A 17,370-nucleotide genomic window follows, 5' to 3' on the forward strand; every position below is an offset into this window, starting at 1 on the left:
TAGGTTTCACCTGATAAAAATGTTAGCGCTAACAATATTGTTTAATATCTTAACTGTCAATTATTAATTTACGTTTTTGCAACAATAATTTTACGTGTGGAGCATGCAATGAGGTTGCAAGGGGCTTGTTGTTTTACCCGCAACATATGGACAAAACAACAAGCACAAAGGAAAGAGTCACCGCGTGCTGGCTTGGCAATTTTGTTTTATGAATTCTTCATGAGTGGGCATGCGGTCTACTGACTGCTCAATTACCTGCTGCACGTGGGCAAGGCGCCGGTCTATTTCACTTTGTTCAAGCATGTCAGCCATTGGATGATAGCTTTCAGGCATCAAGCCTTGGCCTATCATTACAGATATCCAACTTGACTGATTAAACAGTTCATCATTCTCTCTAAATACACGTCCACTTTCTTTAAACAAAGCAATTTTTTTAGTTAGGTAATCAGGGATGTCTATGTTTTGGCAGAAGCGCCAGAATGGCGAGTCATCGCGCTCTGTTACCTTATAATGCAAAATAATGAAGTCTCGAATTTTAATCATTTCTTCACTTGCTTGTGCGTTATAAGTATCTATATTTGCTTGATTAAAGCTTTTATCAGGAAATAAACTCATAAGGCGCGAAATACTACTTTGCACTAGATGGATAGCCGTTGATTCAAGCGGCTCAATAAAGCCACTAGCTAAACCTATAGCCACACAGTTTTTATTCCAGTGTTTTCTGCGCATTCCAGTATGAAAGCGAAGTACTCTAGGCTCAACCAAAGGTTTGCCTTCAATGTTTTGCAGTAAAATATCTTTGGCTTCTGCGTCACTCATAAAACGGCTTGCATATACATGCCCATTGCCTGTTCTATGTTGCAGGGGAATACGCCATTGCCAGCCTGCGGTTTGCGCCCACGATCGTGTGTAAGGATACAAGCGGTCGCTGTTTTCACTTGGCACTACTACTGCGCTATCACAGGGTAACCAATGCCGCCAGCTTTCGTAACCTGTTTGCAAGGCCTCTTCAATCAACAAGCCTTTAAAGCCGGAGCAATCTATAAACAAATCGCCTTCAATACAGCTGTCATCTTGCAAAGTAATTGAATCAATATGGCCATTTTCATTATTAATGTTTACATGTTTAACCGTAGCTTCTATTCGCTTAACACCATGACTCAACGCAAATTTTCTTAACCACTTTACATATAAACCTGCATCAAAATGAAACGCATAAGCTATGTTGTTCAATGGTGAGTTAGGCACATTAATAGAACGCATCATTTTGTTTTGTGCGGCGGCTACGCAATTAAAGGCAAAATTATCGAGCTTGTATTTTGAGTCACTAGAGGCTTGTTTTTCTTTGATTGTTTTCAACCAAAAGTGATGAAAATCTACGCCGTCAAAGTTTACGCCAATTGTACCAAACGGATGAATATACTCATGATTAAGCGATTTCCAATCTTTGAACTGAATACCGTGTTTGAATGTGGCGTTTGTTTCTTTCACAAACTCGTTTTCATCAAGCCCCAGCAGCGCATTAAATAAGTGAAGTTGAGGAATAGTGGCTTCACCAACACCAATGGTGGGAATCTCTGCCGATTCAACTAAAGTGATATTACTTGAAGAACCTTTAAGTAATTTTCCCATGGCCGCAGCGGTCATCCATCCTGCTGTGCCTCCCCCTACTATTACAATGTTTTTAATATTATTTTGTTGCATACGTGTGTACTAGCCTACTGCACAATGTGACTTGATATAGTGCTAACTATACCTGTTTTTTTTTAATACCATAAGTGAAGGGAGCACAATGCGCCCCCTTATTTTACTTAAAAGGTACCTCGCAACACTAACGAGAAACGTCTATCACTCTTAAACCAAGAGCGGCCAAAACGTGTACCGTCTTCATCAACTTGCATCGTTGTTTTGGTAATGGTGTCGAGTAAGTTCACGCCCTGAATACCGGCTTGTAAATTGTCAGTAAGCGTGTAATAAAACGAACCATCTAGGTACCCAGCATCTTCACCAAATATAGGACGATGCGGCGCAATAACATCACGTGCAGTAATCATATACTCTGAACGCCAGTTATAGGCCAAACGCGCCGATATCTTGTCATTTTCGTACATCACTACCATATTAGCCGTGTGTTTTGATTGCCCTGCAAGGGGTAATTCCTCAAACGCCAATTGCGTTGGACCATCTTTAGGCTGGCCATCAGGGTCAGTAGTAAAGAGGTTTGAGTTAGGCACACCAGAGGCTTCAATGTAAGTGTAGTTTGCTTGCACACCTAAAGAGTTAAACGGCTCAGGTAACATACTAAAGAACTGTTGATACGCCACTTCAAGCCCTTTCATCTTGCCTGTATCGGTGTTAATCGGTTTTTGTACTGTTACGGTATTCGTTACGCCATTGTTGGTGAACTGCTCATCAACACCACCGGTTACCCAAAAGTCTTTTAGGCTCTTGTAAAATAGCGTCCCAGTTAATGAACTACTTTCATCGAAATACCATTCAAGTGCTAAATCGTACTGATTTGACTGCATTGGCTGCAAGTTCGGATTAGCAGAATTACCCGTCCATGCTGTTATATCAGCACTTACTATTTCTGAATCCTCGCCGTCACCTTCGCGCACGGTTTGAATGTTTTGACTACCAATACTCACAAAGCTTTTCAAATCACCTGTATTAGGATAAGCAAGCGCTTTTGATGCAGCGAAGCGCAAAATCAAGTCATCATTCAGCTCCATTCGTAAGTTAAAACTAGGCAGTAAATAATCATCTTTTGACACATTTGTAATGAATCGAGTGGCATAGTTACCAAATGCTAAATCATCTTCAGGTAAAAATAGATTAACTTGTTGGCTATACTCTTCTTCAATTTCTTCAGGTGTACGTTCGCCGTTATCATAAAATTCCCGCGGCTTTATTTCCAAGTTAGGGAAGCTAATATAGCCTGATGTTTCGCGCTCTAATTCAATATAGCGAACACCAAAGTTACCCGAAATAGGGAAAGTCCAATCGTCATACTCAAAATCAGCTCGTACATAAAAAGCTTTATTGGTTTCAGTAAACGTATTTACTTCATTAGGCTTGAATGGGCCATCAAATTCTTCAAATACAGGGTTACCATTGGCGTCTAATCCCAATTGTTGTGGGGGTCTATCAGACAGTTGCTCCCAGTCACTCGCTATTGCATTTAATCGGCGAGCAGAATCAGCGTAATTACTGATCAAATCAAATGACGGATGATAAGTGTAGCCTTGCCCTGGGATGGTCACGTGACCACCACGGAAATGATCGTTCCAGTAAACCTCGTCTACATCATTAATTAAATCAGCTGTGTAGGGTAAATCTAACCATGCACCAGCATAACCATCACCGTCAGGATCGCCCGAGAAAATAGCACCTATAGGTTGCCAATTATAGGCTGAGAATTTTACGGTTTGATCACGTTTTGCATAGCGAACACCCATTTTAATATGGCTAATTACGCCTGAATCAAAGGTATAAATGGTATCGTATGTAAATGCTGTTTCGTCGCCGTCACTGTCTTCAATATGATCCATCGCAGAGCGCCAAAAATAAGAGGACTTATCTTGGAAAAAGTTTTCATTCCCTTCACGACCATTACCACCGGCTTGACCATTCCAAGGCTCTAAGAATTCAATAACGGGAGCATCACCCGACAAATCAAGCATTTGATTAGCGTGCGTGCCTAAAAAAACGGTGAAGTCGAAATCATCTGTCTTTGCATTTATTCTTTGTAAATCAAATTCGTGTGACCAAGTATCATTTGGACGATACTTAAAATTTAATGACATATCATCTACAACAGTTTGTTGGTCTTTCACACGGCTACTATTTTGCCAAGTATTACCAAACTGAGGTACTGGATTACCTGACCAGTCAGCCGCTTGTGGTACTCGTTCGTTGTCAGCCCCGTTTGAGCGCCAACCACCTAATGAAACGTTAGTCATATAGCCTGACTGAAATACACCGTTGTCATCAAATTCGTAGCTAGGGTAACCGTCTAATGGGAATGATTCAGCACGAATACTGCCGTCATCAGCATACATATTGGTTTGATAGCTCATCGTGCGCTCAGCCCAAGCTAATTGTGCATCAGAGCGCAAAAACTGGCCTGTTACTAACATGGTTTTATCAGGGCTTTCCCACTGACCGGCTAAAGCAAAGCCTTTACGCTTGCGGTCTTGAATTTGTGTGTTCATGTTGCCGCCGTTAGGGGCATAAACCGTTTGGTCGGCTACTATATCTTCGCGCGGCAAATAAATTTCAGACTGCAAGCCATCGGAGCGGCTCGTCAGTTTTGAATAGGCTACATTGGTGAGTAAACCAAATTTACCGGCATCAGTATTCCACACGTCACTGAATAAAAAGGAGCCTGTTGGCGTAGTTTCTTCAGCAAAATCAGCGTAGGTCGCGTCTAAGGTAAATGCAATAACACGCTTGTTTTGGTCAAATGGCAAACGCGTATTTAGGTTGACCGTACCGCCAATGCCGCCTTCAATCATATCGGCCGACTGATTTTTATAAATTAACACTGACCCCATTAGTTCAGGTGGCACGTCTTGAAAACTTAAACCACGGCTTGAGTTAGCACTAAAGGTGTCACGCCCATTAAATTCGCTTCGGGTTTGTGTCATACCGCGAATTACCGCGCCACTGCCTTCAATACCGAAATGATCAGGGTCATTTGCGGCAGCAAAACGCTCAATAGATACACCCGGAATGCGCTGCATAGCTTCCAGTACACTTCTGTCAGGTAATGCACCAATGTCTTCAGCCGATATGCCATCAAGCAGTGTGTCACCTACTCGCTTCATATCTTGCGCCTTCATAAGGCTTGCTTTCATGCCCTTTACTTCAATAACTTCTAGCGCCTGTTCGGCATCTTCTGGTGCGTTTTCTTCTTGTGCGTACAAAAATTGATTTGTACAAAGCACTAAAGTGAGTGCACTTGCAATACGCGTTTTTCTCATGTTGGTTGCTCCCCTAGCCTTTACTTTTTTGTGTGTTAACTACTTTTTTATAATTTGGAATACACATAAATGTTATTTTCCTACTTACAAATAAAACATATTGTTAGCGCTAACACAAGGGCTTGTTAACATTTATTTTTCATTACGTATTATTATATTTACATCGCCATTTAAGATTGCATACTCCTGTATATATAAATCATTTATTGTTTGAAACGCGTACGGCTGCGACTAAGCTATTGATTATAAAGCTTAATCAAACGTTTTTATAAATAATAAAGAGTCGTAAACTTGAATTCTTCTAGCCGACATGAATTTAAACATCAGCAAATTGAAGCTAAATAATAAATTTTGAATTTTTACTGCGTAACTTTCGAAATGTAATATGAATAATAAATATACAATTTTACATAGTGGAAGAATGTAGAGAAATCGTATTTTTTAGTAAGAGGAGCGGCGATTAATAAAGTTATATTTAGTGTAAATTATTCAAATAGACAAAAAAAAGCGCTCACTTTCAGTGAGCGCTTTTACACGTAAACATAATGACTATGTTAATACTTATTATTGCTCTACAGCTTCAATAATTGTTGTACCTTCAGACTCACCTTCATCGTTATAGAAAGTAATTCCACCCATGTAAAGGCCATTTGGAACAACATCTGAAGTACTAATACGTACGCTGTTGTATCTACCTTTAACTGCACGAGAAGACATACTCATGCGAGTTCCAGCAGTTGAATCAACAAACCAGCTAGGTTGCGTAAAGCTAACCTCAGCATTGCCTGCTGTATCATATGCATGCGTAAAGATGATATAGAAAGCACCTTCACCGTCAGCTGGAGATGCTGGCTCTGGATTAACTAACAATACTTCCTCATCAGAACCCGCGTTCAACGATTGCGCTACTTGTGAGCAAGAGAACGCAATACAACGGTACACGTATAAATCTAAATCCGTACCTGGGACGCTTACTAATGAATCAACTAAATTAATACGAAGTACTTTAGTACCTTCAAATACGTAAGGGAACCATGCAGTATCAAGACCTTCTATAAAATCAAACTCACGGTCTGGATCTTCAACAGCAACTCCATTAAATACGCTAGGTAATTCAAGACCTGCATAATCCATACTAGCTCTACCTGTATATAACATTTCAACAGGTAAACTCGTGCGGCCACGTTTTAACGGAAGCGACACAGCTTCAGGTACAGAAATTTTAATATCAGCAGTGGCTTTAATTGCAATTGGACTACGTACTACTGTTCCGTCAGCCCCTGTTAAAACAACATCACCAAAGGTAAACTCATCAGCTACAAAACCACTACCTTTACTGAACTCAATGGCATAACTAGCTTTGCCATTTGGTTCAACTTCTAGCATATCCGAATCTGTCTCAACACCGTTACTATCGTAAGTTTTTACACTTGCGTTAATTCCTAATGGTGCATTAACTTCAATTGTATAAACGCCAGCATCGCTAGTCATGTTAGTAACCGTACGAGTAATCGTTTTAGTGGTAACTAACTCTGCTATAGCAATTGATGGGTAGTTAAGCTGACTAGCGTCAGTAGCAAAACCTGCAGCTTCAAGCGTTGCACAATCAGTTGAGCCATCTCCGTAACCGTCTACAATTGAATCTAAGTCCTGACCACACAAAAATGCTAGGTAGTCATTAATATTAGCATCATAAGTTAAGCCAGGCGTAAGTGCTGGAAGCGGTACTACGTGCCCTGCACCAAAGTCGAATGGGTCAGCTGGTGTTGAACCGTCTTCTTTAGTAACGTTTTGACGCGCCGAGGTCATCATCGCTGACTTAATTTGCGCTGGCGTCCAATCAGGATGCTCACCTTTAATTAAGGCTGCAATTCCCGCAATATGTGGTGACGACATTGAAGTTCCTGACAAGTAAGCGAACGTTTCACCTCGAACATTGCCGGGAGTGTCAAGTTGGGTTGGCGTAGTGGCAGCAAGGATTTGCACACCTGGACCAGTAATATCAGGTTTAATGATATCTTGCGGCGTAGTGTTAGGTCCTCTAGAAGAGAACTCGGCCATGGTATTGCCTTCAACGAAAGTGTCAAGCGTTGTGCCATTACTTGTAAAGGTAACCGTTACATCTGAAGTAGTAGCAGTACTTGCAAGCAATAAACCATCTTCATTTGTAATCATGCGGCCCGGAATTGTGATACCTGTACCGTCACCACCCATAGCAATAGGTGAGCGCGTATCGGAGTACACTAATACACCTGTCGCTCCAGCATTTTGAGCATTTAAAATTTTCTCAGAAAAATTACACGTACCGCGAGCAATAAGCGCCACATTTCCTTCAATTTCGTCAGGATTTGTTACTGGGCCATCGGCGTCGCAAGCTAAAGATGGTTGAATTGCAACTAATTGTCCAGTGAAGCCCTCTGGCGATGCAGGAGTAATTCCGCCATCAATAGAAAATAGAGGTTCTTGTGCTTCCCCGTCAATAGATAACTCTGTTGCAACGCCAACTAATGGAACAATACCATCATAGGTAGATGCGCCTACAGTAGTGATCCATGGAGCAATATTACTAGCAGTAGATGCATCTGGACCTGAATTGCCTGATGACCCTGCAAAGAAAACACCCGCTTCAGCTGCTGCTAACGATGCGTTATAAACCGGCGTATTCAAATTTGCTGAGTTGCCAATTGAGTAGTTTATAACATCAACACCATCAATCACTGCTTGGTCAATTGCTGCCATACTATCGCCAAAGAAACAGCCTCTTTCTTCAACACCTTCATCGCTAACATAGTTTGAGTTCCAACAAACTTTATACATAGCAACTCGCGCACGCGGAGCTACACCCGACACAGTGCCAATCTCAACACCACTTAGTGTTGCAGTTACATCTGCATTACCTGCTGAGGTAGTTGCGGTATGGTTACCGTGGCCATCTGCATCACGAGGTGAGTCAAATTCGCCTAAGTCATAACGAATGTCATAAACTGAAGAAAACGAATCACCGTAATAACGCGCGCCAATCAGTTTATTGTTACACGAAAACGTACCTTCTGCGGCTTCTTCACCCTCGTCACATGCGTCTTCAGCGGTCCAGCCTATTGTAGTTGGGTCAGAATAACTACCGTCATCTGCATATGAAGGATGTTCTGGTGTAACCCCAGTATCTAGAATACCTACAATTACATCTTCACCCTGTACACCCAAATCGTGTAAGCCAGTACCCGAGCCGTTAACCAAGCCCAAAAAGGTAGGAGTGTTAGCTGTGGCAGTGTTGTAAAATTGTGTAAATGTTGAAAAAGTTTGAATTGGCAGTTTAGCGATTTAGATTAACGCAACGGGTGTAAGACTAATTAGAAATTAATTTGTATTTTAATTATAAGAAACGATAGGAAATTTAACATGAAGTATTTGAAGCAATTATTATTAACAGCAACACTCGCGTTGGGATTAGGTGCATCAGCGAATGCCGCACTTGTTACACAGGATATTCTTTTCACTAGCGATGGTGTGACTCAGCAGCTTTTAGGTAGCATAACCGTAGACGTTGATACTAACGAAAGCGGCATTTTGTATAACGAGACTTTCGTGGCATTAGACTTATACGGCTTCCCTATTTTTGAAGGTATAAATGATATTTTCCTTTTCGGTTATGAAATAGATGCAGACAACATTTATGGTGGAATTTTAGCACTAGAAATCGATACTGATTTAATACAAGATAATTTATTTACTGATCTGTACTACTTCGAGGGTGGTGAATTATTCTTCGATAATTACACAACTGTATTTGACGCCAATTTTGACGAACTAATATACGGCGGCGTTTCACTAGCACAGGCTTCAGTGGTTTCTGAGCCAGCCATGCTTTCTATATTGTTACTAGGCCTTGCTGGTCTTAGCATGCGTCGCAAAGCGTAATCTATTTGAGTATTCAATAAACTAAAAAAGCCCCTCCTATGGGGCTTTTTTTATGCTTATTATTTAGCGTTGATAATACGATGTATGATTATTTTAGTTAATCGCTCTGTCTTTTAATATTAGGCGCTCAACAGTGCTTAACAACAAATTTTTGTCAATTGGCTTGGCTAAAAAGTCATCCATGCCCGCCTCAATACAACTTTTTCTATCTTCAGAAAACGCATTGGCCGTTAGGGCTACTATCGGGGTTGTTAGTTTTAAACGTGTTCTTAGTGTTTTACTCGCCGTTAGGCCATCTAATACCGGCATTTGTAAATCCATTAGAATAAGGTCAAACGTTTCTATTGTGCATGCGTCTACGGCTTTTTGGCCATCATACGCAATAGTCACCTCGAACTGGCTACCCTCTAACATTGACTTAACCACTTCCGCATTAATTTCGTTATCTTCAACAACTAAAATATGAGCACTTGTATTGACTTCATCGAGGCGGTTGTAAGAATGGTTTTTCACAATGTCTTGAACGTCTAATAAATCGCTTTCTATGGCTTTGCGATCAATAGGCTTGGCAAACGTTCTCCAAATAACATCACGTACTTCATCACTGCATTCCAAATGCTCTAAAATTGCCGACACCATAAAGATATACGGCATAGAGTCCAACTTTTTATCAAGCAGGGCTTCTATTGTAGCTACGCCATCTATTTCAGGCATTGAAAGGTCAAGTACTAAAAGCTCAAATTTTTCAGGTTGATCATCTAAAAATTCTTTAGCGGTACTATATACGGTAGTAGTAAACCCTAGCTGATTTACAATATGCGCTAAATACTCACGGCTAGTTTGTAAATCATCCACAATGGCGCACTGCAAATTAATTGCCGTATTTACAGGTAGCCTCATCTTTGATTTGACACGTATGGGGATAGAGAATGTGAACGTACTACCCTTCCCTGGTTCTGATTTAACCCCTAGCTTACCGTCCATTAACTGGGTAAGTTTCGACGATATACTCAAGCCTAGTCCCGAACCACCGAACAAACGTGTTGTAGAGGCATCCGCTTGTTCAAACATATTGAAAATAGTGCGTTGTTTTTCTTCGCTTATACCTATGCCGGTGTCGCTTACCTCAAATTCTAGCCAATGCTTTTGCTCTTTAATTCTGCACGCAACACTTAAAGTGACCCCACCTGATTCTGTAAACTTAGTGGCATTAGTTAGCACGTTGTGCAGCACTTGGGTGATTCGAGTAGGATCACCTACAATTTGCTCGGGCAAGTCTGTTTCTTTAATGTAATCAAACTTAAGGCCTTTTTTGCGGCAGTATATTGCTTGCAATGACACAGCGTCATCAATCATTTGGTAAAGAATGAAAGGGGCTTGTTCAATTCGTAATTTACCCGCTTCAATTTTTGATAAGTCGAGTATGTCGTTAATCAATACAATGAGTTGCCGGCCAGCATTTTTAGCTTTCTTTAAATAATTATTACTTTTTTTCGGATTATCAATTGCCAAATCAATCATGCCAAACAAACCATTCATAGGCGTGCGCAATTCATGGCTCATGCTAGCCAAGAATTCAGACTTGGCCTTATTAGCCGCTAAAGCATCCAGCTTAGCTTTCTCGGCTTTTTCAATAGCAACACCTAGCGACTTAAAGCTAGAACGAACCTGTAATTCCATTGGGCGAAAAATAAACAACGCCTCTAATATTAAAATACATAATGTTGCCAGCCACAGGGCTAGCTCTAAGCGCTCAACCGAAGCTACTCTTTTTTGCGCCGCTTCTTCGAAGCCCTGTACAACCTGATCTAGCTGCTTAAGCAGGTAGTTTGTATTGCCACTCTCAAAGGCAGAAGGTAAGTAAGCGCATTGAATATTGCTTATATATTGACGTGATTGCGCAACATACTCCTGCACACTCGCATCTAAGTTAGTGGAGCCCCAGTATAAATTGTTTACTCGCTCGGGAATGTCAGGTAACGACAAAAGAAATAAATGGTTTTGCTCAAATCTATTGATGCTATTCATCAACGATTCGGTTTCACGTTGCTTGTTGTTATCACAAGGGGATAAGCGCGCTACCGTAAGCGCAATTTTTTGTGACAGCATGCGTTGCTGCCCAGCACGGTTAATGACTGAAGCGTCTTTTTCTTGCGCATTAAAAATATAGCTCATAGATAACGCTGAGGCTGAAACTACAACAGCCAATAGAGTTAGTGCGAATATGTATCTGAGTCTTATAGACATGTCATAAGAAGCCCGCCAATGAAAGTAAGCACCTGATTTATGCGCTGTTCAGTACAATTAATCAAAGGATGATTAATTATTGTGCATTTTGTAATAAGTATATCGACAAAATTACTATAAATGCCAGATAAATTAAAGTTTAGTATGAATTGTTGAGGTTTTTTGCTGTGCGACGCCTTGCATTCTTTATGAATGGTTTTTAGTTTCATTAGAGAAAAAGCATTATTAATCCGCCCGCTACCATAAACAAATTCTCTGACAACGACACAAACCCTAGAGGTACATTACTGTCGCCACCTACACAGGCACATTTAAGTTCTCGTTTATCAATATATACCGCTTTAATAACTGACGCGGCCCCTATCATGCCTATAAACAATGAAAACGGTGCCACGGCTAATGCTGGTAGTTGAGCCACCATTGCTATGCCAACATAAGCTTCTACAAATGGATAAATATAGCCATATGGTATCCACTTCATTGCCAACAAGTCATAAGTAATAAATGAATTAGTAAAGCTAAATAAATCTTTAAGCTTTTGCACTGCTAACATGGCCATTGAAAACGCAATAAAAAGCATGATAGTACGAATTGAAAAGTATTCGCCTATTACAACATATTGAAATGCTAAGGCTAATAGTAACGCTATAGAAAATATCGCTATAACGGGCGTGTAGGTAATGCCAGACTGACCAGCTTCTCCCTTATTAAAATGAGTTCGAAGCTCATCGTAACCACCAATGCGTTGATCGTTTATATACGTTTGTGGGGTTGTTTTAACCTTGTACTTTGCTTTGAACTCGTCGGTCTGTTCTTTAGAAGTTAGTGGGCGATCATCTACGTCATACCCTTCCCTTTGTAGCAAATCTTTGGATCGTAAACCAAATGGACAAATATGATTGTTGGTCACCATTCTATACAAAATTGCAGTTTTACTCACCGTATTCTCCTCTTAACTAGCCTTTGCGATCGATTTTATGCTTCCAATGACCAAGCAGTTGAAAATTGCCAGCTGTAAGTGTTTGTTTCATTCTTTATGTGAAAACATTACTTATAAGATCGCTAATATTGTATATTTGATACACATCAAACTGGATTTAACGCGCTATTGATAGAATAGTTACAATATTTGTACCATTAAGATTTGAGCTAAATGATTTAAGCCGACAGAACCAACCAGCATTATTAATCGCGCAGATAATTGTAAAGTGGTGTATTGCAATTCACTTTGTATACCTTATTGACGTTAAAAAAAATTTTCCACTTACGTTGGTACAACCCTAGGGAATAAGGCTCTTCATTCTGTTCCTGCTGAGAGTAAGGTCTTAGGGTCAATCTCAGCCCATAGGATAGCTTCATGCCTCACAGATGGCATTTACCAAACCACTTTATATTCACAAAAAAGCGGATCTTTAAGATCCGCTGTGTAATTTGCTAGATAGGATAAATTAAGCCAATAAATTATAAATTTATACCTACTCCATATAGCTCTCTATGCTAGGGCATGAGCAAATCAAATTGCGGTCGCCAAACACATCGTCAATACGGTTAACAGTTGGCCAAAATTTGTTTGCCATAACAGCTTTGCTTGGGTAGGCAGCTACTTCACGTGAATAAGCTCTGTTCCACTCGCTGTCTATTATATCAGCCAAGGTGTGCGGTGCGTTATGCAAGGGGTTATCAGTTGCATCCCACTCGCCACTCTCTACCTTCGCTATTTCTTCTCGAATACTAATCAGCGCATCAATAAATCTATCGAGTTCTACTTTTGCCTCACTTTCCGTAGGCTCTATCATTAACGTTCCGGCAACAGGAAAACTCATAGTGGGCGCGTGAAAACCATAGTCATTCAAGCGTTTTGCAATGTCTACTTCTGTCACGCCCGATGCTTCTTTTAATGGGCGTAGGTCAACTATACATTCGTGGGCAATGCGGTCATTTCTGCCAGTGAATAATATAGGGTAATGGCCTTCTAACTTTTTCGCTACGTAGTTCGCGTTCAGTATGGCTACTTCGGTGGCTTTCTTAAGCCCTTCACTACCCATCATTTTAATGTACATGTAACTAATGGGTAAAATAGATGCACTGCCCCAAGGCGCAGCCGAAACAGCGCCATTGTTGCCTAGCTCATCTAGGGTGCCCGCAGCTTTTAATTTAATAACATTATGGCTAGGTAAAAATGGTGCTAGGTGTGATTTAACACCAATTGGCCCCATACCTGGGCCACCGCCGCCGTGCGGTATGCAAAAGGTTTTGTGCAAGTTAAGGTGCGATACATCACTGCCAATTAAGCCGGGTGATGTAATACCTACTTGGGCGTTCATGTTTGCCCCATCCATATAAACTTGGCCACCAAACTCATGAATAATATCGCATATTTCACGGGCGGTTTCTTCGTAAACGCCATGGGTTGAAGGGTAAGTAATCATTGCGCAGCTAAGTGAATCTTTAACGTCTTCAGCTTTTGCACGCAAGTCTGCTAGGTCTACATTCCCTTTGCTGTCACATTTCACCACTACTACTTTAAGGCTAACCATTTGCGCCGATGCAGGGTTTGTACCATGGGCTGACTGCGGAATTAAGCACACGTTTCTATGCCCTTCTCCACGGCTTTGGTGGTAACGCTGAATCGCTAATAAGCCTGCGTACTCGCCTTGTGCTCCAGAGTTTGGCTGCATTGAAAGCGCATCATAGCCGGTTACATCTATAAGCCAATCACTTAGCTCATTTAGCATTTTAGTGTAGCCTTGGGCTTGGTCTACCGGTGCAAAGGGGTGCAACTGGCCAAATTCAGGCCATGTTACGGGAATCATTTCAGCGGTGGCGTTAAGCTTCATGGTACATGAGCCTAATGAAATCATGGAATGGTTAAGCGCCAAATCTTTGTTTTCTAAGCTTTTTATATAGCGAAGCATTTCAGTTTCTGAATGATAGCTATTAAACACTGGATGAGTTAAATACTCACTGCTTCTTACCAAAGCGGCAGGAATAGAGGTGCTTTCTTGTGTCATTACAAGGTTATCAAGGTCAGCTACATCTAAGCCATGGCCTTCGCCTAGCAACACGTCAAAAAGATCAGCTATGTCAGTACGTGTGGTGGTTTCATCTAAGGCTACTCCCACGTAGCCGCTAATGTCACTGCGCAGGTTCATTTCTTTGGTTTGGGCCTTGGCAATTATGGCCGCTTGGTCATCCACCTTAATTGTTAAGGTATCAAAATAGGTAGAGTGCATTAACTCAATACCTTTTTGTGTAAGCCCTAATGCTAAAATATCAGCGAAGCGATGTACTCTATTTGCTATAGCACGAAGGCCCTTAGGCCCATGATACACCGCATAAAAGCTTGCCATATTCGCTAGCAATACTTGTGCTGTACAAATGTTAGAGTTAGCTTTTTCGCGGCGAATATGTTGCTCACGGGTTTGCAAAGCCATGCGCAGCGCTGTTTTACCGCGTGTATCTTTCGACACACCAATAATACGGCCCGGCAATGAACGTTTGTACTCATCACGGGTAGCAAAAAATGCTGCATGCGGGCCGCCATATCCCATAGGTACACCAAATCGCTGGGCACTGCCAAGGGCTACATCGGCGCCTAACTCACCCGGCGGCGTAATTAAGGTAAGCGCAAGTAAATCAGTAGCAACCGCTACAACACCTTTTTGAGCTTGTATCGCGCTTATAGTGTGGCGAATATCAACTAATTCACCTGTACTGCTTGGATACTGTAATAAAGCGCCAAACACATCTGCACTTGCGGCGTCTTCAAGCGAACCATAAATAAGTTCAAAGCCGAACATGTCAGCGCGGGTTTGTAGTACGTCTTTTGTTTGCGGATGCACATCATTAGCAACAAAAAATGCATTCACTTTTTTGTTTTTAGACACACGCTTTGCTAATGCCATGGCTTCTGCCGCTGCGGTAGCTTCGTCTAACAACGATGCCGACGCTAATGGCAAACCGGTAAGGTCAATGGTGGTTTGCTGAAAATTCAAAATAGCTTGTAGGCGGCCTTGGGCTATTTCAGGCTGATACGGTGTATAAGCGGTATACCAACCTGGATTTTCAAGTACGTTTCGTAAAATCACATTGGGTGTAAACGTGTTTGAATACCCCATCCCAATATACGAGCGAAATATTTTGTTTTGTTTTGACAAAGCCTTAAGTTCAGCCAGTGCCACTTCTTCACGCATTGCCTCACCTACCGATAAGCCCTGCGAGCGAATATCAGCGGGTACGGTTTGCTGCATTAAATCATCTAATGACGCTGCACCAATATCCGCTAACATGCTGCTTATTTCTTGTTGGCCAGGGCCAATGTGTCTGCGAATAAACTCGTTTGTATTTTCTAGTTCTTGCAAACTTGTTGGCGTGTTATTGGGCGTACCAGCATTCATGTGAATTGACCTTAAGTGAAAATTAAAACAAAAAAAGTAACGAGGCAAAGCATTGGCTTGCCTATTAAAACTGCATATGTGCTAAAAATTAAGTAGAGCCCTAAGGCTCTATTTATTCTTCGTCTACTGTGTCGGCATAGCTTTGAGCATCAAGTAAACCTTCAACTTCTGCTGGATCTTCTGCCTTAATTTTGAAAAACCAACCTTCGCCAAATGCATCAGAATTAACTAACTCTGGCGAGTCTTCTAAGTCTTCGTTCACTTCAATTATTTCACCCGTGATTGGCGCATAAACATCAGAAGCCGCTTTTACTGATTCAGCAACGGCACATTCTTCACCGGTAATTACGCCGTCACCAACGTCTGGTAAGTCTAGAAATACCATATCGCCAAGTAATTCTTGAGCGTGCTCAGTAATACCTACAGTAAAAATGCCATCACCCTCGTCGCGGATCCATTCGTGGGATGTGGTATAACGAAGTTCTTTTGGAATGTTGCTCATAGTCAGTCCTAGTGTTGGTGGTTTTTAATTAAGTGCCAAGTGCTATAAAACAGCAATTGGCTTTATTTTATAATACGCTTTTGCCGTTTCTCACGAAGTTTGGCTTCACAATTTCTACATCAACCCATTTTTTACGCATTTCTACTTGTGCGCTCATGCCTGCTTTAGCACCCTCGCCTGCTGGCACTCTTGCCATTGCAATGCTGTGCCCTAGGGTAGGCGAAAATGTACCCGATGTAATAATGCCTTCGCCATCAATGGTTTTAACGGTTAAACCAGCGCGTAGTACGCCTTTGTCTTTAAATACTAAACCTACTAGTTTGTGGGTGCCTTCTTCGCGTTGTTTTTCTAATACTTTGCGGCCAACAAAATCACGTTCGCTAGGCTCCCATGAAATAGTCCAGCCCATGTTAGCGGCTAAAGGTGACACTTCTTCGTTCATGTCTTGGCCGTATAAGTTCATACCTGCTTCTAAGCGCAAAGTATCACGAGCACCTAAACCACAAGGCTGAACGCCGGCTTTTAACAAGCCGTCCCAAAATTCAACAGCACGTGTTTTTGGCACCATAACTTCATAACCGGCTTCACCGGTATAACCTGTGGTAGCTATAAATAAATCTTCAGCTTGTACGCCAAAAAAAGGTTTCATACCGGCTACAGCTTCAATTTGCGCATCCGAAAACAAAGTAGCGGTTTTTTCTTTGGCGTTTGGCCCTTGAATAGCAATCATAGCGTAGGCGCTTTGCTCTTCAATATTAACTTCAAAGCCTTCAGCTACTTTATTCAACCAGTTTAGGTCTTTCTCTTTAGTGGCTGAATTTACTACTAGGCGATAATTGGTTTCATCAAAATGGTAAACAATTAAGTCATCTACTACACCACCGGCTTCGTTTAGCATACCGCTGTATAAGGCTTTGCCTTTTTCCTTTAGCTTTTCAACATCGTTGGCTAGTAAGTAACGCAAGTAGGCTTTAGCTTGACTACCGCTTACATCAACAATGGTCATGTGTGACACATCAAACATGCCCGCATCGTTACGCACGGCTTTATGCTCTTCTATTTGAGAACCATAGTTGATGGGCATTTCCCAACCGAAAAAATCGACCATTTTTGCGCCTGCGGCAATGTGCGCGCTGTGTAACTGGGTAGTGTTCATGGCTTACCTAATAAGTGATGAATTTTGATTTAGTATAGGTAAGGCAAAAATTACAAACAAATTAAAAGAATTAATCATTACATTAACTTTTTAAATGTATTGGTATAAAATGATTTGAAATATTAATGTACCAAATGGTCAAGTATTTGGTTTTAAGAAAGGGCC

9 protein-coding genes are annotated in these 17,370 nt (G+C 41.3%); 1 reads left to right on the forward strand and 8 read right to left on the reverse strand.

The features are described 5' to 3' along the window. Positions 1-177: 177 nt before the first annotated feature. The 3 genes from ACOI22_RS06520 to ACOI22_RS06530 form a co-directional block, all read right to left on the reverse strand. Positions 178-1,704 carry a tryptophan halogenase family protein gene (locus tag ACOI22_RS06520; protein WP_420671206.1) on the reverse strand — a complete coding sequence of 509 codons (1,527 nt, stop codon included), beginning with the start codon at positions 1,702-1,704 and terminating at the stop codon, positions 178-180. 107 nt (positions 1,705-1,811) lie between these two features. Next, positions 1,812-4,985, reverse strand: coding sequence for a TonB-dependent receptor (locus ACOI22_RS06525; RefSeq protein ID WP_420671207.1), 3,174 nt, complete (start codon positions 4,983-4,985; stop codon positions 1,812-1,814). Positions 4,986-5,549: 564 nt separating this feature from the next. Continuing rightward, positions 5,550-8,228 carry a S8 family serine peptidase gene (locus tag ACOI22_RS06530; RefSeq protein ID WP_420671208.1) on the reverse strand — a complete coding sequence of 893 codons (2,679 nt, stop codon included), beginning with the start codon at positions 8,226-8,228 and terminating at the stop codon, positions 5,550-5,552. A 156-nt stretch (positions 8,229-8,384) separates the two neighbouring features. Between ACOI22_RS06530 and ACOI22_RS06535 the strand changes: the two genes are divergently transcribed. Beyond that, a complete protein-coding gene (locus tag ACOI22_RS06535; RefSeq protein WP_420671210.1) occupies positions 8,385-8,903 on the forward strand; it encodes a hypothetical protein in 519 nt (172 codons plus the stop codon). 93 nt (positions 8,904-8,996) lie between these two features. On the opposite strand, the gene ACOI22_RS06540 is transcribed toward ACOI22_RS06535, so the two are convergent. The 5 genes from ACOI22_RS06540 to gcvT form a co-directional block, all read right to left on the reverse strand. After that, complete coding sequence (locus ACOI22_RS06540) at positions 8,997-11,150, reverse strand: response regulator (protein ID WP_420671211.1); 2,154 nt, start codon at positions 11,148-11,150, stop codon at positions 8,997-8,999. A 208-nt stretch (positions 11,151-11,358) separates the two neighbouring features. Then, positions 11,359-12,090, reverse strand: coding sequence for a MauE/DoxX family redox-associated membrane protein (locus ACOI22_RS06545; protein WP_420671212.1), 732 nt, complete (start codon positions 12,088-12,090; stop codon positions 11,359-11,361). 535 nt (positions 12,091-12,625) lie between these two features. After that, a complete protein-coding gene (gene gcvP, locus ACOI22_RS06550; RefSeq protein ID WP_420671213.1) occupies positions 12,626-15,547 on the reverse strand; it encodes an aminomethyl-transferring glycine dehydrogenase in 2,922 nt (973 codons plus the stop codon). Between the two features lie 112 nt (positions 15,548-15,659). Next, positions 15,660-16,049 (reverse strand): glycine cleavage system protein GcvH, encoded by a 390-nt coding sequence (gene gcvH / locus ACOI22_RS06555; RefSeq protein ID WP_420671214.1) that lies wholly within the window; start codon positions 16,047-16,049, stop codon positions 15,660-15,662. Positions 16,050-16,116: 67 nt separating this feature from the next. After that, positions 16,117-17,205 (reverse strand): glycine cleavage system aminomethyltransferase GcvT, encoded by a 1,089-nt coding sequence (gcvT, locus tag ACOI22_RS06560; RefSeq protein WP_420671215.1) that lies wholly within the window; start codon positions 17,203-17,205, stop codon positions 16,117-16,119. Positions 17,206-17,370: the final 165 nt, after the last annotated feature.

The organism is Glaciecola sp. 2405UD65-10, assembly GCF_048820975.1.
Lineage (GTDB): Bacteria > Pseudomonadota > Gammaproteobacteria > Enterobacterales > Alteromonadaceae > Glaciecola.